At 66.9% G+C, this 19311-nt stretch carries 21 protein-coding genes; 10 read left to right on the top strand and 11 right to left on the bottom strand.

Annotated features, from left to right (window positions below; genetic code table 11):
• Window positions 1–5: 5 nt before the first annotated feature.
• A complete protein-coding gene (locus CupriaWKF_RS20385) occupies window positions 6–1067 on the top strand; it encodes a phosphotransferase (RefSeq protein WP_276102574.1) in 1062 nt (353 codons plus the stop codon).
• A 241-nt stretch (window positions 1068–1308) separates the two neighbouring features.
• On the opposite strand, the gene CupriaWKF_RS20380 is transcribed toward CupriaWKF_RS20385, so the two are convergent.
• Window positions 1309–3606, bottom strand: coding sequence for a patatin-like phospholipase family protein (locus tag CupriaWKF_RS20380; protein WP_276102573.1), 2298 nt, complete (start codon window positions 3604–3606; stop codon window positions 1309–1311).
• Between the two features lie 243 nt (window positions 3607–3849).
• On the opposite strand from CupriaWKF_RS20380, the gene CupriaWKF_RS20375 reads away from it, so the two are divergent.
• From CupriaWKF_RS20375 to CupriaWKF_RS20355, 5 genes are all read left to right on the top strand, one after another.
• Window positions 3850–4086 carry a hypothetical protein gene (locus tag CupriaWKF_RS20375; protein ID WP_276102572.1) on the top strand — a complete coding sequence of 79 codons (237 nt, stop codon included), beginning with the start codon at window positions 3850–3852 and terminating at the stop codon, window positions 4084–4086.
• Between the two features lie 41 nt (window positions 4087–4127).
• Window positions 4128–4454: a hypothetical protein gene (locus tag CupriaWKF_RS20370; protein WP_276102571.1), complete on the top strand. Its 327-nt coding sequence runs from the start codon at window positions 4128–4130 to the stop codon at window positions 4452–4454.
• Window positions 4455–4554: 100 nt separating this feature from the next.
• Window positions 4555–4761, top strand: coding sequence for an oxidoreductase-like domain-containing protein (locus CupriaWKF_RS20365; RefSeq protein ID WP_276102570.1), 207 nt, complete (start codon window positions 4555–4557; stop codon window positions 4759–4761).
• Window positions 4758–5579 (top strand): NAD-dependent protein deacetylase, encoded by an 822-nt coding sequence (locus tag CupriaWKF_RS20360; RefSeq protein ID WP_276102569.1) that lies wholly within the window; start codon window positions 4758–4760, stop codon window positions 5577–5579. The genes CupriaWKF_RS20365 and CupriaWKF_RS20360 overlap by 4 nt, the downstream gene beginning before the upstream one ends.
• A 344-nt stretch (window positions 5580–5923) precedes the next feature.
• Window positions 5924–6823: a DMT family transporter gene (locus CupriaWKF_RS20355; protein WP_276102568.1), complete on the top strand. Its 900-nt coding sequence runs from the start codon at window positions 5924–5926 to the stop codon at window positions 6821–6823.
• A gap of 172 nt (window positions 6824–6995) precedes the next feature.
• Here CupriaWKF_RS20355 and CupriaWKF_RS20350 read toward each other — a convergent pair whose 3' ends face one another.
• The 3 genes from CupriaWKF_RS20350 to CupriaWKF_RS20340 form a co-directional block, all read right to left on the bottom strand.
• Window positions 6996–7550 (bottom strand): DUF1439 domain-containing protein, encoded by a 555-nt coding sequence (locus tag CupriaWKF_RS20350; protein ID WP_276103337.1) that lies wholly within the window; start codon window positions 7548–7550, stop codon window positions 6996–6998.
• A gap of 117 nt (window positions 7551–7667) precedes the next feature.
• Window positions 7668–7871, bottom strand: coding sequence for a SlyX family protein (locus CupriaWKF_RS20345; RefSeq protein ID WP_276102567.1), 204 nt, complete (start codon window positions 7869–7871; stop codon window positions 7668–7670).
• Window positions 7872–7974: 103 nt separating this feature from the next.
• Window positions 7975–8412, bottom strand: coding sequence for a VOC family protein (locus tag CupriaWKF_RS20340; protein WP_276102566.1), 438 nt, complete (start codon window positions 8410–8412; stop codon window positions 7975–7977).
• Between the two features lie 634 nt (window positions 8413–9046).
• Between CupriaWKF_RS20340 and argG the strand changes: the two genes are divergently transcribed.
• Window positions 9047–10372, top strand: a complete 1326-nt coding sequence (gene argG, locus CupriaWKF_RS20335; RefSeq protein ID WP_276102565.1) for an argininosuccinate synthase — start codon at window positions 9047–9049, stop codon at window positions 10370–10372.
• 301 nt (window positions 10373–10673) lie between these two features.
• Window positions 10674–11183, top strand: a complete 510-nt coding sequence (locus CupriaWKF_RS20330; protein WP_276102564.1) for a DUF6496 domain-containing protein — start codon at window positions 10674–10676, stop codon at window positions 11181–11183.
• A gap of 110 nt (window positions 11184–11293) precedes the next feature.
• Here CupriaWKF_RS20330 and CupriaWKF_RS20325 read toward each other — a convergent pair whose 3' ends face one another.
• From CupriaWKF_RS20325 to CupriaWKF_RS20315, 3 genes are all read right to left on the bottom strand, one after another.
• Entirely contained in the window at window positions 11294–11608 is a 315-nt protein-coding gene (locus CupriaWKF_RS20325) for a high-potential iron-sulfur protein (protein ID WP_276102563.1), read from the bottom strand.
• Between the two features lie 149 nt (window positions 11609–11757).
• Window positions 11758–12024: a BrnA antitoxin family protein gene (locus CupriaWKF_RS20320; RefSeq protein ID WP_276102562.1), complete on the bottom strand. Its 267-nt coding sequence runs from the start codon at window positions 12022–12024 to the stop codon at window positions 11758–11760.
• On the bottom strand, window positions 12021–12254 hold the full coding sequence (locus CupriaWKF_RS20315) for a BrnT family toxin (RefSeq protein ID WP_346348624.1): 234 nt from the start codon (window positions 12252–12254) through the stop codon (window positions 12021–12023). Before CupriaWKF_RS20315 ends, CupriaWKF_RS20320 begins: the two co-directional genes overlap by 4 nt.
• A 185-nt stretch (window positions 12255–12439) precedes the next feature.
• On the opposite strand from CupriaWKF_RS20315, the gene CupriaWKF_RS20310 reads away from it, so the two are divergent.
• Complete coding sequence (locus CupriaWKF_RS20310; protein ID WP_276102561.1) at window positions 12440–13138, top strand: intradiol ring-cleavage dioxygenase; 699 nt, start codon at window positions 12440–12442, stop codon at window positions 13136–13138.
• Window positions 13139–13148: 10 nt separating this feature from the next.
• On the opposite strand, the gene CupriaWKF_RS20305 is transcribed toward CupriaWKF_RS20310, so the two are convergent.
• A complete protein-coding gene (locus CupriaWKF_RS20305) occupies window positions 13149–13562 on the bottom strand; it encodes an SgcJ/EcaC family oxidoreductase (protein ID WP_276102560.1) in 414 nt (137 codons plus the stop codon).
• Window positions 13563–13960: 398 nt separating this feature from the next.
• Between CupriaWKF_RS20305 and CupriaWKF_RS20300 the strand changes: the two genes are divergently transcribed.
• Window positions 13961–14203 carry a hypothetical protein gene (locus CupriaWKF_RS20300; protein WP_276102559.1) on the top strand — a complete coding sequence of 81 codons (243 nt, stop codon included), beginning with the start codon at window positions 13961–13963 and terminating at the stop codon, window positions 14201–14203.
• Between the two features lie 142 nt (window positions 14204–14345).
• Here CupriaWKF_RS20300 and CupriaWKF_RS20295 read toward each other — a convergent pair whose 3' ends face one another.
• Genes CupriaWKF_RS20295 through CupriaWKF_RS20285 form a run of 3 tightly spaced genes read right to left on the bottom strand, consistent with a single transcriptional unit; the run spans window position 14346 to window position 19180 of the window.
• Window positions 14346–15908, bottom strand: a complete 1563-nt coding sequence (locus tag CupriaWKF_RS20295) for an efflux transporter outer membrane subunit (RefSeq protein ID WP_276102558.1) — start codon at window positions 15906–15908, stop codon at window positions 14346–14348.
• Between the two features lie 15 nt (window positions 15909–15923).
• The gene (locus tag CupriaWKF_RS20290; protein WP_276102557.1) at window positions 15924–17903 is read right to left on the bottom strand and encodes a glycosyltransferase; all 1980 of its coding nucleotides are present in this window, start codon (window positions 17901–17903) and stop codon (window positions 15924–15926) included.
• Window positions 17904–17905: 2 nt separating this feature from the next.
• Complete coding sequence (locus CupriaWKF_RS20285) at window positions 17906–19180, bottom strand: hypothetical protein (protein WP_276103336.1); 1275 nt, start codon at window positions 19178–19180, stop codon at window positions 17906–17908.
• Window positions 19181–19311 lie beyond the last annotated feature (131 nt).

Below are 19311 nucleotides of genomic sequence, written 5' to 3'. Positions count from 1 at the left end.
AAGCCATGTCTGAAGTCCATGATTTCGCCGGCACGGTGCCGGTGCGCGCGCAGCACCGCTTCGACCAGGCGGCCCTGGAGCGCTGGATGGCGCAGCACGTCGACGGCTATGCCGGGCCGCTGACGATCGACCAGTTCAAGGGCGGGCAATCGAACCCCACTTACCGCCTGCGCACGCCGGGGCGCAGCTATGTGCTGCGGCGAAAGCCGCCCGGCCAGCTGCTCAAGGGTGCCCATGCGGTGGAGCGCGAAGCACGCGTGATGGCGGCGCTGGGGCAGGCGGGCTTTCCGGTACCGCGCATCCACGGACTCTGTACCGACGATGCGGTGATCGGCAGCTGGTTCTTCGTGATGGACCTGGTCGAAGGCCGGATCTTCTGGGATGCCGGCTTCGCCGACGTGCCGTCCGGCGAGCGCGCTGCCTACATGGATGCGATGAACGCGACGCTGGCCGGGCTGCATGCGATCGATCCCGACGCCGTCGGGCTTGGTGACTACGGCAAGGCCGGCGGCTATGTCGCCCGCCAGGTGGCGCGCTGGTCGCAACAGTACCTGAGCGACGAGCTGGCCGGGCGGCATCCGGCAATGGACCGGCTGGTTGACTGGCTGCCACGGCACCTGCCCGCCACCGACGACGTTGCCATCACGCACGGCGACTTCCGGGCCGATAACCTGATTTTCCATCCCGCCGAGCCGCGCGTGCTGGCCGTGCTGGACTGGGAACTGTCGACCCTGGGCGATCCGCTTGCCGACTTCGCGTACCACGCCATGATGTTCCGCATGCCGCCCGATATCCTGGGCGGCATCGCGGGGCGCGATCTGGCGGCGGCCGGCTTGCCTGACGAGGCGGGGTACGTGGAGGCCTATTGCCGTCGAACCGGTCGCGACGGTATTGGCAATCTGGACTTCTACATTGCCTTCAATATGTTCCGCTTCGCGGCGATCCTGCATGGCGTCAAGGGCCGTGCCGCACGCGGGACCGCCTCCAGTGCCGAGGCGCATGCCATGGGCGAGCGCTTTGCGCGCGTGGCCGATTTGGCCTGGGAGCAGGCGCGGCGAGTGAGTTGAGCGGGGGGGCCGGTGGGGGCTTTGTGGTGGCGCCTGCCAAGCACGCCAACCCCATCATTAACCCATTCACCCGCAAATCAAAAAAATCGCCGCTTGCGGCGGCGATAGGGAAGGGGGTCGTCATCAAGATGGGGGTCTCAACGACAAGGACATTATAGCTTATGTATTAAGACATTACATACAACCTTGGTAGGGTCTTGCTGAGCGACAACCAGCAATGAAAATGTGCATTGCCGTTTACTCAGTAAGGCTTGCCAAGGAACAGATAGAAACTGTAGACGCCGGCCGCAGCGCGCCCATACGCGAGGTAAAGCGGACCGACCGGGCTATCGAGCGCAAGAAAGACCGAGGCCGACTTGAGCAGGCCGGTGGGACTCCCCGGCACCAGCGGATCGCCGACGCGGCCGGCTTCCAGCGACATGCCGGCATAGACACCCTCCAGCAGGCTCTGCCGCACCAGCTTGTTGTAGTAGACGATGCGCGCGAACTGCAGGTTGCCGCCCAGCAACTGGCCCGTGGTGTAGCCGGACTGCTGCAGGAAACCGCCCCACTGGAACAGGTCATAGCGCGGCAGCGGGTTGTCGCCGATCTTGCTGCCGGCCTTGAAACCCAGGTTGAAGGTGCTGTTGCCGAACGAGAACGCATAGGTGCCGTCGATGGTGCCCTTGACATAGGCGTCGTTGGCCCCCAGTCCTGGCTGCGAGGCGTAGATCTTCAGCCAGCCCGCGTAGCCGCTGCGCGGGAAGGACGTACTGTCGAGCTGGTCCAGGAAGATGCGCCCGGTAATGGCCCCCGTTCGGATATGGCCGTTCCCCGGTGATAGCTGCGCGGGGCCTGTGCTGAGCGAGGCGTCCACGGTACCGGCCTGCACGCCGATGCGGGCTTCCCCGTATTTGGTGAACTGGCTGCCGAAGTCCAGCGATGCGCTATAGCTGCGCACGTCGTACTGGGCAATCCGCGTGCTGCCCTGGTAGATGTTGACGGGCCGGCGCTCGATGTCGATGCGCGGCGCCACGAAGAAGTACTGGCGAGTATTCAGCGGCTGGTAGAACTCGCTGTGCAGCGCGGAGGTCTGGCCCACCTGCAGGTCATTGCGCCATTCGGCGCCAAGCGAGTTGATCCACGTGCGCCGGTGGCTGGCGACCAGGTTGAAGTACGCGTCGCCGCGGAAGTCCGTATTCAGTCCCAGCCCGAAGCGCAGGTAGTTCGGGCCGTAGGTCTTCTCCACGGCATCGACGGCCATGATGCGCCGGCCTGGCTCCTCCAGGAAGCCGTAGTTCACATGTTCGAAGTCGCCGGTGCCGAACAGGTGCCGCATGTCGAGGTCGAGCTGCGCCTGGTCGATCGGCTGGCCAGGCTTGGTCTCCATCACCGATGCGGCATAGGCGGGATTGACCCGTTCCAGCGGCGCAAAGCGGATTTCGTCGACGGGGCGCAGGTCCGGTGGCGCCAGGGTTTGCTGGCGCGTGCGCAGCGCCGCGTATTGCTCCGGCGGCAGCGCCAGCGGCGCAAGGCGGTCGGCGACCTTGCGCGCGGCGGCCTCGCCGATCGGGATGGTGTCGGTCAGGTGGTCGAAATCGCTGGCGGAGAAGTCTCCCAGCTCCGGCAGGATCAGCACGTCGGTGGGCTTGAGCAAGGCCAGCGAGCTGCGCACATTCTGCTCGGTCAGAATGTTGAGCATCTGCCCCGTGACGCCGAGGATCGAGTTCAGCTCGTCGCGCCGCATCAGCGGCGTGCCCAGGTTGACGGCAATCACGATATCGGCGCCCATCTTGCGCGCCACGTCGACCGGGAGGTTGTCCGTCAGGCCGCCGTCGACGAGCAGGTGTCCTTCGTATTCGGCCGGCGCTACGGCGCCAGGCACCGACATGCTGGCGCGCATTACCTGCGCGAGTTCCCCCTTGCTGAAGACGACCGGGGTGCCCGCGACCAGGTCGGTGGCCACGGCCCGGTAGGGAATCGGCAACTGGTCGAACTCTCGGTAGCCCGGCACCTTGGCCAGTTGCCGCAGCACCGTCTCCAGCTGCACGCCCGAGACCGCACCCTTGGGCAGCTGGATCTCCCCGTCCTTGATGCCGATCTCGGGCGTGAACAGGTTGGTGTAGTCGTCGAGCTTGCGGCGCACCGTCAGGTCCTGGCGCGGCGGGCGCTCCTTGAAGATCTTCGCGGTCGACAGCCCGGCTACGAGCGTTTCCATATCGGCCGGCGCCATGCCGCTGGCGTAGGCGCCGCCGACGAGCGAGCCCATGCTGGTGCCTGCGATGCAGTCCACCGGCACGCGCATCTCTTCCAGCACCTTGAGCACGCCGATATGCGCCGCGCCCCGCGCGCCGCCGCCGGACAGCACCAGGCAGATGCGCGGACGGCCCAGGCCGGGCGCAGGCACCGCGGGGGGCGGCGCCTGCGTGACGGCCGGCAGCGGGCCGGGCGCCGGTGCCGGCTGATCCGTGGCCCCGGCCGCGCGCGCGCTGCCCAGCACCAGCCAGAGCGCGGCAGCAGGCAGTGCAGCCAGCCATAGGGATCGGGTCGCAACGTTCATGGGACAGGTCCGTGGACGCCGGGAGGTACGGCTCGGGGCGCCCGGCCGCGCAAGGGTGTCGGTGACGGGCCGGCCACGCTTGTGGATATCTTGGCGCAAAGCCTGCAGCCCGACACCCGCCGTCGAAACAATTCATCATGGCCCGCGGAAGCGTTCAGATCGCCGCACCGCACCACAACTTGCCAGGCGCCGCGCGCACGGAACGGCTACCATCTACGTGACAGGCAAGGTTCTGGGGACCGAATGCACGGTTATTTCTTCTGCCAGACCGCCGCGGGGCAACTGACCCTGATTCCTCGGGAAAAAGACTGGATGCTGATGTTGGGCAACGGCGTCGTGGGACGCTATCCGGATGCCCAGGCGGCGGTGGACGCCCTCCACGAGGGCGAATTGCGGGTGCGCGGGCAGCCACTGGATGCCCGGGGCCTGGGCGTGCCCAGGCGCGCGCATGACTGGCTCTACCATGTGTTGAGCCGCTGAGCGGCCCGCCGGGACGCCGGCGCCCGAAGGAGGGAACCGCCATGACTGCACTAGTCGAGTGGGCCCGCGAGCATACCTGTCGCCTCTTTCCCATGTCGGCGCAATACAGCCGCGGCAACGGCAGCGAGGTGGAGGTGAACTGGCAGGCGGAGCCGCCAGGGTCCGGCGGCCGCCAGCGCCACGGCGCTGCGTTGCAGTTCGACCAGGATGTGATCGACGCAGTCTATGTCGCTGACTCGGCCGAGCTCGCGCGCATCGGCGGCAAACTGACGGACGTCGTGTCGCGCTGGCTGGCGGGCGACGATATCGCGTGCCTGAGCGGCGACAGGCTGGTGATCCCGGTCGGGAACACGCTGCTGAATCACTGATCCGCGTTGTGCCGGCAACGGCACGCCGGCCGGCTGCCCGGGCCGGGCATATACTGTCGCCAATGCCGGCGTAGCCGGCTTTGCGACTTCGAGCTGTTCCGTGTCCGACCATCCCGCCCATCCTGATCAAGACGACCCCCGTCCCGTGCCGCCCGAGCGGCCTGGCGACGACGAATGTTGCGGCTCCGGCTGCGATCCCTGCATCTTTGATTACTACTACCAGGAACTGGAGCGCTATCGCGACGAGCTGAAGGCCTGGGAGGCGCGCCAGGCGGCCCGCCAGTCCACAGAGGATTCGCCCACTTGAGCGCGCTCGCCGATTTCGTGCGGCAGCATCCGCGCCTGTTCGTGCTGACCGGCGCGGGCATCAGCACCGACTCCGGCATCCCGGGCTATCGCGATGCGAACGGCCAGTGGCAGCGTTCGCAGCCGATCACGCTGCAGGCCTTCCTGGGCTCGCATGCCGCGCGCCAGCGCTACTGGGCGCGCAGCATGATCGGCTGGCCCGTGGCCGCGGGCGCGCAGCCCAATGCCGGTCATCATGCACTGGTGGCGCTGGCGCGGCAGGGGCATGTGGCGCGGCTGGTGACGCAGAACGTGGACGGGCTGCACCAGCGTGCCGGCAGCGAAGACGTGATCGAGCTGCACGGCAGCATTGGCAGCGCGATCTGCCTGTCGTGCGGCACGCGTCATGACCGCGCCGGCATGCAGCGCTGGCTGGCCGAGCAGAACGGCGCGTTGCGCGATGTGCTGGCCGAGCCCGCCGCCGATGGCGATGCCCACTTCGAATCGCCGCTGTTCGCGCAGTTTCGCGTGCCGTCGTGCGAACGCTGCGACGGCCTGCTCAAGCCCGACGTGGTCTTCTTCGGCGAGTCCGTGCCGCGCGAACGCGTGGACGACGCGCGCGCGGCATTGTCGCAGTCTGACGCCGTGCTTGTGGTCGGCTCGTCGCTGACGGTGTATTCGGGCTATCGCTTCTGCGTCTGGGCCGGCCAGATGGGCAAGCCGGTGGCCGTGGTCAACCTTGGCGTGACGCGTGCCGATCCGATGCTCGCGCTCAAGGTCGAAGCGCCATGCGCGCAGGCGCTGTCCGAACTGACGGCGCAACTCGCGGCGGCCGGGTGATTGACCGGCGCGCCTGCGGCCGCTAGCATCGTCGCATTGGTTTTTCTGTTTCCCACGCTTCCGATCTCATGCACGCAGCCCGCCATCGCCACGCCTTGCCAGCCCTTGCGGCCGGCGCGCGCGCACGCGGCCTGGCGGCGTCGATCTCGGTCGCATCCCCTCCTCCTGTCGCATCGCCACCCCCGGCGACCGCCGGCGCGCCTGCGCTGCCGGCATTGCTTGGCTGACGGGTTCTTCCCGCAGCACCTCCTGACGTCTCCGGTATCTGCCACCGTCGGCGCGCCATAGCGCCGATGGCACACACGCGTGCCGGAGCCTGCCATGCATTCGACAGGTGCAACACCATGCGCATTGACAATAACCTGGCGGCACAGACCGGTGCCGCTTCCGGCCAGCGCACGCTGGCCTCGCTGGGCGCCACGCCCCTTTTCGTGCTGCTGTGGAGCAGCGGCGCCATCTTCGCCCGCTGGGCGCTCGACCATGCCACGCCGTTCGCGCTGCTGACGCTGCGCTTTGCGCTGGCGCTGGCCGTGCTGGTCGCCATCGCGCTCGCACGCGGGCCCCTGTTGCCGCCGCGCGGCGAACGTTGGCTTGCCGCGCTTGCGGGCTTGCTGATGATTGCCGGCTACTCCATCGGCTATTTTCTCGCGCTGGAGCGCGGCCTGACGCCGGGCGTGCTGGCCACCATCCTTGGCGCGCAACCGATGCTCACGCTGCTGCTGACCGAACGGCGCTTTGGCGCGGCGCGGATGGCCGGACTGGCACTCGCGCTTGCAGGCCTGGTCATGGTGGTGGCGGACAGCTTGCTGATGGCGCGGCTGTCGCCGGCCGGCGTGCTGTTCGCGCTGGCGTCGCTGACGAGCGTGACGGTCGGCGCGATCCTGCAGAAGCGCCTCGCCAGCACGCCCGCGCAGGTGCTGCCGCTGCAGTACGGCGTGAGCACCGCGGCATGCCTGCTGTGCCTGGCGTTCCAGCCGTTCGTGTTCGACGCCACGCTGGCGTTCTTCGTGCCGCTGCTGTGGCTGGCGCTGGGGATTTCCGTGGCTGCGACGCTGCTGTTCTACCGGCTGATCCGGGCCGGCAATCTCGTCAACGTGACCAGCCTGTTCTACCTGGTGCCGGCGGGCACGGCCGTGTTCGACTACCTGCTGCTGGGCAACCGGCTGGCGCCGATGGCGATCGCCGGCATGGGAGCCATCCTGGCAGGACTGGCGCTCGTGTTCCGGCGCAGGCCGGAACACTGAAGCCCGCGCTCAGGCCGCCGCCTGGCCTAGGCACCGGCGCCCTTGCCGCTGACGCTGGGTGTATCCGGGCGGACGCAACCTGTCAGGCGCCGCGCAGTTGCTGGTCGGACTGCTGGAGGAACATGCCGGCTGGCCCGTCACGCCACAAGCGTTGCCGCCGGATGGCTGAGCGCTACCGGTCCTTCACTTCGACGCGGATGCCATCGGGCGCCACCGTGATCGCGCCGGGCTCGACGTCCTTGCCGCCAAAGCGCAGTTCGTCGGGCTTGAACGTGTAGATCGGGTAATCCTTCAACAGTTGCTGGGCGACTACGGCGCCGATCGCGTTGAGCTGCTCCCTGTACAGCGCCATGCCCTGCACTTGCACGTCCTGCACCGTCGGGTTGTCCAGCAGCACGGCGCGCTGCGTCTTGTCGTAGCGCAGCCCGCTGTTCAGCGAGAGCGTGCCGTTGACCGGCGGCGCTGCCGCTAGCCCATTGGTGAGCTGGGCGTCCATCTGCGTGGTGATGCGGTTGTTGGCGTCGTCGAGCACCAGGCGCGGGTGGGTGAGCTGCACGCTGACCACCTGCGCGTAGCGCAGCGTGGCCGGGAAGCGTTTGTCCACGGCCTGCTGCAGTTCCTGCTTCGTGAAGGTGTATTCGCCGGTCCAGATGTTGTAGCCGGCGTGGGCGGCGGTGGCCACGGCAAGGGTCGCCGCGGCGAATATGAGGCGTCGATGAAGGCGCATGTGGCGGGGGGTGCGCATTGGCGCAACGTTGTCTGCGTAGGTGCCTGTCAGACACGGATCGGCGCAGCAACGTTCCGGCGGCTGGGGACACGCAGCCACCCTATAAAGCATCCGGCTTCAGTAGTGCGGGGGGATTTCGTGCTGCGGGTTGGACTCGGCAGCGGTCGACGGGGCGCTGTGCACCTGCTGGTAGAGCGCGCGGAACTGCTCCTGGAGCAGGTCGAGCTGTTGCTGCTGGCGTGCGACGGTGAGGTTCAGCGTTTCGAGCAGGTCTTCCTGGAAGGCGAGCTTGATTTCCAGTTCTATGAGGCGGTCTTCCATGGCGTGTGTCTCCGGCTTCATCTCCGGCAAGGGCGCCGAGCCCGCGCATTGTAAGCGAGGCGCGGCGCTCGGGTCCTGCCGGAACCATCAGCCGGCTAACGCCTTACTGGTGCGGCGCGGGCTTGATCAGCATCCACAGCACGCCGAAGCGGTCCGTCACCATGCCGAATTTCTCGGCGTAGAAGGTCTGGGCGAGCGGCATCATCACCTGGCCGCCTTCGGTCAGGCCGTTGAATGCTTTTTCCAGCGCTGACACATCGTCATAGGAGATCGACAGCGCGACACCCTGGAACTGTGGCTTGCCCGAGCAGCGGCCATCGGACACCATGATCAGGCTGTCGCCGACCGTGAACTCGGCGTGCATCACCTTCTCATCCATGTCGGGCGTGGGAGCGCAGCCTTCGCTGGCGGCTGCCTTGTCCTTTTCGGGGTTGTCCTTGAACCGCATCAGCATGCCGGGCTTGGCGCCGATCGTCTTCTTGTAGAACTCGAGAGCTTCCTCGCAACGGCCTTCGAAGAACAGATAAGGCTGGACTAGCATGGACATCTCCTGGTGTGGCCATCCCGCGGACGGCCTTGGGAATCAGTCTGGAACCGGGCCCGCGGCACCGGTGGCGAGCGGCGACACTGCGTTTGTGTACGCCGTCCACAATACCTTAGCAAAGAACCAGGACGGCGTCCACATCGCTTTGCCACGGCCCGGCGACGCCTGTCGCAGCCTATGCGATGCCATGGCATGGCCGCGCCGCCTGGCCATCTCCAATCTGGCACGGCGGGCACCGACAGACAAATGGGGTTGCAGTTACGAACTCACCGACCCGCGCCTGTTCCAGGTCATTGCCAATGCGCAAAGCAGCGCCGCCCCGACACCGCCCCGCGGCGCGGCCACGGCGACTGCGCCATGACTGCGCGGGGACTTACCGCTCGCGGTTGAGGAACGTCCCTGGGGACGAACCAGTCGAGAGTTTTTAAGGCGCGTTCGCCAGTATTGAACGGTCCGGATTGGTTTGCCAGGACGCCGGGTTTGGCGCAAGCCCGCCGCCGTGTCACAATTCGCTTTTAGACCTCCCCGGCACCTGATTCGGCCCGTGACCCGGCCAGCCGAGTCCCCGAGCTTGCGGCCCCCGACCGAAAGCTGCTCCAGGAGCCGACAAATTCACATAGATTGACTGGCGATGACTACCATCCTTCAGCACATTCCCACCGGCCAGCGCGTCGGCATTGCGTTCTCTGGCGGCCTGGACACCAGCGCGGCGCTCCTCTGGATGCGCCAGAAGGGCGCCATCCCCTACGCCTACACCGCCAACCTGGGCCAGCCGGACGAGCCCGACTACGATGACATCCCGCGCCGCGCCAAGGCCTACGGCGCCGAGGAAGCCCGCCTGGTGGACTGCCGCGCCCAGCTGGTCGCCGAAGGCATTGCCGCGCTGCAGTGCGGTGCCTTCCACATCTCGACCGCCGGCATCACCTACTTCAACACGACCCCGATCGGCCGCGCCGTCACCGGCACCATGCTGGTTGCCGCGATGAAGGAAGATGGTGTCAATATCTGGGGTGATGGCAGCACGTTCAAGGGTAATGATATCGAGCGCTTCTACCGCTACGGCCTGCTGACCAACCCGGGCCTGCAGATCTACAAGCCGTGGCTGGACCAGCAGTTCATCGACGAACTGGGCGGCCGTGCGGAAATGTCGGAATTCATGCGCCAGAACGGCTTCGACTACAAGATGTCGGCTGAAAAGGCGTACTCCACCGATTCCAATATGCTGGGCGCCACGCACGAAGCCAAGGACCTGGAGCACCTGGACTCGGGCATCCGCATCGTGCAGCCGATCATGGGCGTGCAGTTCTGGCGCGATGACGTCGAAGTCAAGCGCGAGGAAGTCACCGTGCGCTTCGAAGAAGGCCAGCCGGTCGCGCTGAACGGCAAGACCTTCGCCAACGCCGTCGACCTGTTCATGGAAGCCAACCGCATCGGCGGCCGCCATGGCCTGGGCATGAGCGACCAGATCGAGAACCGCATCATCGAAGCCAAGAGCCGCGGCATCTACGAAGCCCCGGGGCTGGCACTGCTGTTCATCGCCTACGAGCGCCTGATCACCGGCATCCACAACGAAGACACCATCGAGCAGTACCGCGACAACGGCCGCCGCCTGGGCCGCCTGCTGTACCAGGGCCGCTGGTTCGACCCGCAGGCCATCATGCTGCGCGAAACCGCCCAGCGCTGGGTGGCCGGCGCCGTCACTGGCGAAGTCACCATCGAACTGCGCCGCGGCAATGACTACTCGATCGTCAACACCACCTCGCCGAACCTGACCTACAAGCCGGAACGGCTGACGATGGAAAAGGGCGAGTCGATGTTCACCCCGCTGGACCGCATCGGCCAGCTGACCATGCGCACGCTGGATATCGTGGATACCCGCGAGAAGCTGCAGACGTACGCGAAGACGGGGCTGCTGTCGTCGTCGGTCAGTGCTTCGCTGCCGAAGCTGGAAGACTGAGCAGACGCGCAGTGACCGCGCCGCGCAGTGGCGCGGCGCGATACACGAAAACCGGCACCCTGTGGTGCCGGTTTTTTTTGGCCTGTAAACGGGCAAACGTTTTGTAGATTCGACGCACGGATCGTAGCTTTCCCAAGCTGCTGCACAAGGGATCCTCCATGTGTGGTGGCCTGCACGACTGAAAAGTCTGGCACGGCAATTGCGCAAGAGGTCTGGAGTCCCCGCCACGGAGCGGGACTTTGACAGCGCCGCAGATGCATCCAGCCCATGGTGGATGCATGCGGGCATCATGGAGACGATCATGCCAAGAGCATCCAGCATCGCGCAGGCCAAGGCGGACAAGCGGGCGGGCAAGTCGCCAAGCACCCAGGCCAGTCATTTTGTTCGCGACGAGATTGAAGCCGTGCGCAGTGGCAAGCATGGCGTGCGTTCGGCCAAGCAGGCCATCGCAATCGGTTTGTCGGAAGCGCGCCGCGCGGGCGTTGAAGTCCCGCAACCCAAGGCGGGTACCAAGGCGGCGACGGCCAAGCCTGCCGCCAAGAGTGGCGGCGACACGGTGGCGAGACGGCCTAGTTCGGAAAGCACGGCCAAGCGTCGCGAAGCCGCTACCAAGGCGCTCAAGCGCGAGAGCACGGCCGGGGCCTCGCACCAGGCGCTGTCGGCGCAGGCCAAGCGCGCGGCCGGCACGCGTACCGCGGCAGACCGCTCCGCGGCCGCCGAGAAGGCGGCCAAGACCAAGGGGGCGGCGGGCCGCTCCGAAGCAGCCCGCAAGGCCGCGCGCACGCGCGCATCGAAAAAGGCGCCCCGTTAGGCTGGTGCTTCGAGGTGCAGGCGCGGACGCTGGGCAGGCTCTTCGAGCCCCACAACCTGAGCGCCGCCGCGCGGGGCGTGGAGGTCCCGCGCAGGCAGGCCAGGCTTACCTCAGGCCTTCTTCACATAGGCACTGCACCAGCCGTTCGCTGCCACCTGCTTGCCGCCGAATATCGGGCATGGCCCCCACGCGTCATTGGCCTTTCCTTGAAACAGCTGGCAGTTGCTGCACTTCTGGCTCGCGTCATGCTTTGGGAACTTGGCCTTGTCGACCTTGGTGGTGTCGTGCTTATACCCTAGCGAGACGGCCTGGGGATCGGCCTCGTCAAGCTTGCCGGCTTGCGCCCTCACTGGAATCTGCACACCCGCCAGCGCTATGGTCGCGACACCGGATATACCTTTGAGAAACGTTCGTCGAGTTGCCATCGCTGCACCTCCTTTTGACGAGTCTGGGACGGATTGCCGCCGCCCGCATCGAGGCGACATCCACAATCAGAATCCCCCCTGCAGCAGTGAATGGCAAGCGGTCAGTTCAGCGTGGCTCCGGCCTGCTCAGGCGATCCCCTGCGGGATGGCTATGGCCGATGCGTGCGCAGCCAGTCGCGCAGGGCGTCGTTCATGCGTGTCTGCCACCCGTCGCCCATGGCGCGGAAGGCTTCCAGGACCTCGACGTCGTAGCGCACGCTGACGAGCTCCTTGCGCACCTCCTGCTTCGGGCGGCCGCGCCGTGGCTTCATTTGGGCGAATTGCTCGTCGCTGGGGACGAACGTGTCAGTGTCGGCTGCGATCCCACGCGCAATCGCTGCCTCTTCCACAGGGGTATTTCGAATTAGCTTGCTCATAGCGTTCGATCTCGCGGTTGTTTGCCTTGCGCAGGCTGATTACCTACGCAATAGAGGCGCCCAGCCATTGGCGCGTAGCCGATCTCGCGTAGCTCACCGTAGTCCCGGCGAGCATCCGGCGTACACCAGACCTCGGTCCAATCGATGGCAAGGGCCAGCGCCAGCGATACACCATGCTTCACCTTGTTGGCCACGTCCTTGCCGGGATCGTAGGTCAGATATAGTGTCATTTATTGTAGCTACATTAAATGAGGGGCGCAATGATGTCCGCACGTGTGCGGGAACTGGGAGGAACCGGGATCCGGAATTCCCCGCTTCGGCACGAGCGTAAGGATTTGCGCCCGCTTCCAACAGGGCTTCTTTCTGATTGTTCGGATGCATAGACTGGTGTGAGCACGCCCTCACGGGAGTTCACATGACCGCCTTGCCTGCCGACGATGGCAAACTGACCAAGCGCCGCGAATTCCTCGGCCGGCTTGGCAGCGTGGCCGCTCTGGCCAGCCTGTCACCCGCCAGCGTGGCCCAGGCTGGCAGTGCGACCGCCGCGGCCGCCTGCCTGCTGACCCCCGCTGCCACGGAAGGCCCTTTCTATCTGGGCGACGCCCGGTTGCGCAGCGATATCCGCGACGGCCGTCCAGGCCAGCCATTGCGCCTGCGGCTGACGGTCGTCGACGCCGATCGCGGCTGCATACCGGTGCCAGGCGCGCTGGTCAGCATCTGGCATTGCGATGCCGAGGGCAGCTACAGCGGTGAAGACGGCCCGCACGACACCACCCGCTTCCTGCGCGGCGTGCAGCAGACCGGCGCCGACGGTGCGGCGACCTTTCTTACCATCTATCCGGGCTGGTACCGGCCGCGTGCCGTGCACATCCACTTCAAGGTGCTGCTGGCGAATGCCGAGGTGCTGACCAGCCAGCTCTACTTCAGCGATGCGCTCAATCGCGAGGTGCTGGGCAATCACCCGGCGTACCGCACGCGCGGCGCGCCGACGCGCGGGAATACGCAGGATCCGATTGCGGGCAGCAACCCGCCGCTGGTGCGCGTGCGCAGCGCGACGGATTGGCTGGATGGGGAGTTCGTGGCAGGGATTGCGCGCGTCGCGCGTACAGGATGAGGATGGGAACTTACGCTTCGCCCTTCCGTGCGGCCGGTGCATCGGCCGCGAGCAGGTTGGCATCGCGGCAGAGCCGCCATTTACCGTCGGCCTCCCGGCGCAACAGCGTGAGCGTATAGCCCGAGCGGTGTACCGCCTCACCGCCCGGCGGCGTGACGGTCAGTTCGATGAAGTTGCGCAGGTAGGCCCAGTCGCCCATCACCTGCAATTCCCGGATGTCGTAGCTGCCCTGCATCGGCACGGACTTCATGCCTGCCGAAGCCTGCGCGAACGCGCGCTTGCCGAATGGCTCCTGGCCGGGAACCATGAAGACGACATCGTCGGTCATCAGGCTCAATACGGTGTCGGTATCGCCGCGCTGGCTGGCGGAGAACCAGTTTTGCACCAGTTCACGGATGGCGCGTTCGTCGTCTGCGGAATTCATGGCTGCCTCGCTGGTTTCTTGCTGCCCGGTCCAGGTGAGGATACTAGTGCATTGGGCGCCCGGGTCCCATCACTGCCGTGGTGCCGAGGAACCGTCTTCGTTTGCGACGCAAGGGACGTACCTCGCCCCCTGCATCCGCAAGCCTGCTCCTCCCGGCGCCTTCTCGAAAAGCCGCTGCCGCGAAGATGATGAATTTTCTACATCGAAGGCAGTTCTTACGTTGCGTGCGGAAGCGTCACAAGTACTGCAAGAGGCAAGGCAAAGCACATATGCGGGTTCTGGAGCAGGAACTTGCGGTGGTATGGCAGTTGCCTGTGCCCACGCAGGACCGGCGTGGAGGGCAGGCCGGCTGAAGGCTGGCCTGCCGGCCGGCCGCCACGGCTTCGATGGAGGACAGCATGAGCAAGACGATACTGATTTGCATGATGGTGGCGACCACCCTTGGCTCGCTGGCGGGCTGCAGCGCGACCGGCACGGCGTCCGGCTCGGGAGCGGGGGGCGGCACGGTGACCGGCTCTGGCTCGGTCACGGATACCAGCCGTCCGCGCAGCTCCGGTATGGCACCAGCCACGTCCTCGGGTGCTGGCACATCCAGTGGCGCCACCTCAGGCGGCACGTCGTCCACGGCGCCGCGTTACTGAGATGGCGTGACATAACGGCACAGGCTTAACGGATCAGTCGACGGGACGGTCGATCTGTCATGGCGGACACCGGCGATCTTTGCCGGTGCCCGCCGTTTGCACGGCATTGCCTGACCGCGCTATCTGAGTTTTCCGACGCTATCTAGCGGGAAGCCGTGCCGGCACTGGCGGACCTGCCAGCGGTCTGCCCTGCCGGCGTTGCCGCTTGCGCGGGCGATGCTTGTGCCGTTGCCGTGCGCTGTGACCAGCCGCCGCCCAGTGCCTTGTAGAGATCGACGCGGCTAGTCAGCCGTGCCAGCCGGATCGTGACCAGCGTCTGCTGCGCCGAGTAAAGCTGGCGCTGCGCGTCGAAGACCGGGAAGTAGTCGTCCACGCCATTGCGGAAGCGCATTTCCGACAGGCGCCGCGTCTCGCTGATCTCGCGTGCGAGCGATTCCTGCGCCGCGGCTTCGCGATCATAGGTCCCGCGCGCGGCGAGGCCGTCCGCGACTTCGCGAAATGCCTGCTGAATGGTCTTCTCGTAAGCGGCGACGTTGATGTCCTTTTGCACCCTGGACGCATCAAGCCTGGCCTGGTTGGCGCCGCCGTTGAAGATCGGCATGGTGATCGACGGTGCGAACGCCCAAGCCATGCCGCTCGTAAACAGCCCCGACAGGGCCGCGCTGGCCACGCCGATCGCCGCCGTCAGCGAGATGCTCGGGAAGAAGGCTGCACGGGCCGCGCCGATGTCGGCGTTGGCGGCCTTCAGCTGGTGTTCGGCGGCCATGATGTCGGGCCTTTGCTCGAGCAGCGCCGACGGCAGGCCGGCCGGCAGCTCGGCGACGAACGAGGTGTTCTCGAACGGCTGCGCCGGCGGCAGGTCCGCGGGCAACTGCGTGCCAATCAGCACCGTCAGTGCATTCTCGTCCTGCGCGACCTGGCGTGTGTATTGCTCCACGCCCACGCGCGCCGTTTCGAGCTGCGTCTGCGCGCGGTGCATATCGATCTGCGCCATGCCGCCGGCGCGCTTGCTGCGCTCGACCATCTGCACGGCAGCCTGCTGTATGTCCAACGTCTCCTGCGAAATCTTCAGCAGCTCCTTGTCGGCCTGCAGCGTCAGGTAGGCACTCGCGACTTCCGCCACCAGGCTGATCTGCGCGCTGCGCCGTACTTCCTGCACCGCCAGGTACTGCTCCAGCGCCTCATGCTTGAGGCTGCGCACGCGGCCGAATACATCCAGTTCAAAGGCATTGAAGCCAACCCCCGCCGTGTAGGCGTGAAGGACCGATGGCTGCCCTGGCGCGCGCAACGATCCGGGCACGCGCGAGGCGACCATGCCCGCGTTGGCGTTGATCGACGGGAACTGAGCCGCGCGCTGGATGCGGTACTGCGCACGCGCCTGGTCGATGGCCAGCGTCGCCATGCGCAGGTCGCGGTTATTGGCCAGCGCCAGTTCGATCAGCTGGCGCAGGCGCGGATCGGTGAAGAAGTCTTCCCAGCCGAGTTCGGCCGCCGGCGTCTGGGTCTGCGCCTGGGCTGGCGCCCGCCCTTGCCCCGCATTGCCCGTGCCCTGCGCGTAGGCAGGCCCGGTGGGCCAGGCATTGGGTACCGGCTGGTCGGGGCGCTGATAGGCGGGCTCCAGCGTGCAGGCCGTCAGCGCAATCGGAATGGCCGCCGCTGCAATGTGCCGCAGGGGAAGGAAGGTTCGCGTCTGTTTTGCTTTCATATGGCTCATCCGTGGTCAACCGGCAAAGGCGCGGCGCAGAAGTTGCGCGATGGCGACGCGCGGCCGGCCTTCGTATGCGATGTTGTGGGCGGGCTCGCTGAACAGCAGCCGGATCAGGCGGTGACGGGTCGCCATGTCGGGCCGCAGCGCCACGCCGATGAGTCCCTTGCGCGTGCGGGCGACGCGGCACGGCACCCAGCCCAGGGGCGCCAGCCAGAACGCGCCTTCGGCGTCGTCCGGTATGGATTGCGCGTGCGCGCACAGCAGTGCCGCGCCGTTGCACGAGAGGTCCCGCGTGACACCGGCGAACTCGCGCGCCGCGCCATCCTTGCCGTGAAGCCGAAGCAGCGCGCGTGCCCGGTAGGGAAAACGCTCTTCCTTGCGTGGACGCGGCAGCTCGAAACAGACCAGCAGCGACGCCAGGTACAGCACCATCGACACCATCGTCCACGCGACGTTGAACGCCACGCCCTGCGCGTCGGCATCGGCGGCGATGGCGCGTGCCAGCCCCATGCCCGTCAGCACGAACAGCGCGCCATACAGCACGGCGAACTTGCCGTGCACGACGAGCCTGGAGCGGTCGAGTCCCTTGTTGGTCACCTTGAACGGCCGGCCGAAGGGCTTGAACACCGCGCTGGCCAGCGTCGCCGTGACCGCAAGCGCCGCGACGATCTGCGTCACCTCCGTGAAGACCGGCATGGCGCGCGATCCGGTTACCCAGATGCTGTAGGCCCAGTACAGCAGCAACGCAGGCACGCCATAGGCAAGGAACTGCAGCGGATCGCCGTACAGCGTGGGCACGTTCATGTACCAGTACAGCAGCGGCCCGGCGAGCAGCATCAGCGTGAAGGGCCGGCTGACCCAGTGCAGCAGCCCGTGCAGATAATGCAGGCGCTGCAGGCCCGTGTAGCCGCGCCCGCGCAGCGGCCCGTCGGCGGTAAGCGCGACCTGGATCGTCCCCAGGCCCCAGCGGCTGCGCTGGCTGATGTACTCGGGCAGGCCTTCCGCGGACAGGCCCACGCTCAGCCGCTCGTTCAGCCAGCGCGTGACATAGCCATGCGGCATGAGCTTGTAGGTCAGGTGGATGTCCTCGGTGACGGTGCCGGTCGGGAAGCCGCCGATGGTCTCCAGTGCTTCGCGCCGTACCACGAACGAGGTGCCGATGCAGAATGCCGTACCCCATGCATCCTTGGCCGGCTGCATGATGTCGAAGAAGGCGCGCTGCTCGTCGACCCAGCATTCGGTCGAGCGCAGGTTGTACTGGATCGGGTCGGCGTTGTAGTAGAACTGCGGCGTCTGCACCACGCCTACCCTGGGATCGTCGAACAGGCCAATGGTGCGCAGCAGGATACTTCGGTTGGGTGCGAAGTCCGCGTCCAGCACCATGATGTACGGCGCGCCCCTGTCCGGCTGCGCCGTGCTGTGCTGCAGGCCGTTGTTGAGGTTGCCGGCCTTGGCATGGGTGTTGTCGGGCCGCGTCACGTAGTTGGCGCCGACGCGCTTGCAGTAATCCTTCAGCCAGTCGCGCCGCGTATCGTCGAGCACCCAGACGCGGAAGTTCGGATAGTCGATCGCCAGCGCCGAAACGATCGTCTTCTCGAGGACTTCCAGTCCTTCGTTGTAGGTGGCGATGAAGATATCCACCGCCGGCGCCCGGCGGTTGCGCCGCAGCGCGGCTTCGCTGGCATCGGCGTCGGCACTGTGGTTCGACGTGCGGGTCAGCGTGATGATCGAGATCAGCGTGTAGGCGACCGTCATCGTCTCGAACCCAAAGAACACATGCGCCCACAGGCTGGCGAAATCCATGCGCCATTCGGGCAGGGTCTGCGAGAAGCGCCACACGTAGTAGACAATCAGCAGAACCGCTGCGGCGGCGCCGAACATCCACCTGTCGGCGGTGCGGTTGCGATCGCCGCGCAGGCACAGCACCGCGATCAGGAAGGCGCCGGCGTTGATCTCCACCAGCATGCGGTTTTCAAGAAAGTAGGCGAACATCGTCACTCCCTGCGGATGTCGTCGGGTGGGCCCTGCGCCTGTGCGGTGCCGGTCCGGCAGGCCGGGCACGTGCCGCCGGGCTGGAACGGGTTCCAGCCGGCGGCCGCCAGCACGGCCCAGGCGGTCGCGCCCAGGTGTGGCAGGTGGAAGTAGTAGAAATCTTCGGTGGTCGAATCGGGGCCGATCGACAAGCCCGTGCTGATGCGCGCTTGCGGCGTGGCGAACAGCATGCCGGATGGCGCACGCTGCGCCAGCAGCAGCGGCCACAGGGAACGCGTCTCGTCGTCGCGGCCGCTGGCACGCAGCACCAGCGCGGCCTGCCCCGTGCCTTCGGTCCATACGCCATCGGGGCGCGCCTTGAAGCCGTAGCCGCCGCCCACCGCGTGGTGCGCGCGCGCCCAGTCCAGCGCGCGCCGCCATGACGCCGCGGACTCGGGTACCGCGATCAGCGGCCACAGCGAGGCATCGAGTGCCGACGGCTCGCTGTTGAGCGAGTGCCCGTCGTCACGCGTGCCGATGACGAAGCGGCCTTCGCCAGGCTGCCACATCGCGTCGACGAAGCGGCGTGCGCGCTGCGCGGCCCCGTCCCAGCGCGCGTCGTTGGTGCGCAAGGCGAGCCAGCGGAACGCGGCATAGGCATCGACATTGTGTTCGGTCGATTTCCAGCCCTGGCGGCGCGGCGTCGGTTCATGACCGAAGAAGCCGCCGATATAGCCGGCCGGGCTTTCGCTGCCGAAGGTCTGCTTGTCGACCCATGTCATGAGCGTTGCGGCGGTCTCGAGGTAGCGGCGCTCGTGCGTGGATTCATAGGTGGCCAGCAGCAGCAGCGCCGCCCACGCGACATTGCCGGTGGCGGTGCCGACCTGGTAGGCATCCTCGAACCAGCGCTTGCTCGGCGCATCCCACCATCCGGGCATCGGCACCGGACCGTCCGGCACGGCGCCGGCGCGATACGCGTTGCGCACGCGGCCGTCGTGGTAGTGCCGGTCACGCGTGACGCCCGCTACCACGCCGTCGGCGATGCGGCGCGCCGCATCCGGCTGGCCGCACGCGATCAGCGCCACGCCGGCCAGCGCGTTGTCATAGACGAAGGCCGATTGCTGCAAGGGGGGCGGCAGAGGTTCGCCGCCGGGGGCTGGTTCGTAGCTGCCGAGCATGACTGGCCCCTTGCCAGGGATGGCCGCTACCCGCCCGGCCAGCGTCTTGCAGCCGTCGCGCAGCAACTGCTCGCGTGCCGCCGGGGCCGAAGGGGGCGGGGGCAGGGGGGGCGCTGCCATGGTTGCCAGGCTCAACGCGGAGCCGGCGAGCAACGCGGCTGCCAGCAGCCGGCCGTGGCGCGCCGGACTGCGGGCAGGAAGGCACGGAATCGGATAACGCTGCACGGTGAACTCCATCCTGCGGGCGCTCG

It is taken from the genome of Cupriavidus sp. WKF15 (assembly GCF_029278605.1).
Taxonomy (GTDB): domain Bacteria; phylum Pseudomonadota; class Gammaproteobacteria; order Burkholderiales; family Burkholderiaceae; genus Cupriavidus.
The sequence above is the reverse complement of the archived record's forward strand: the minus strand, read 5'-3'. Positions and strand labels throughout refer to the sequence as shown.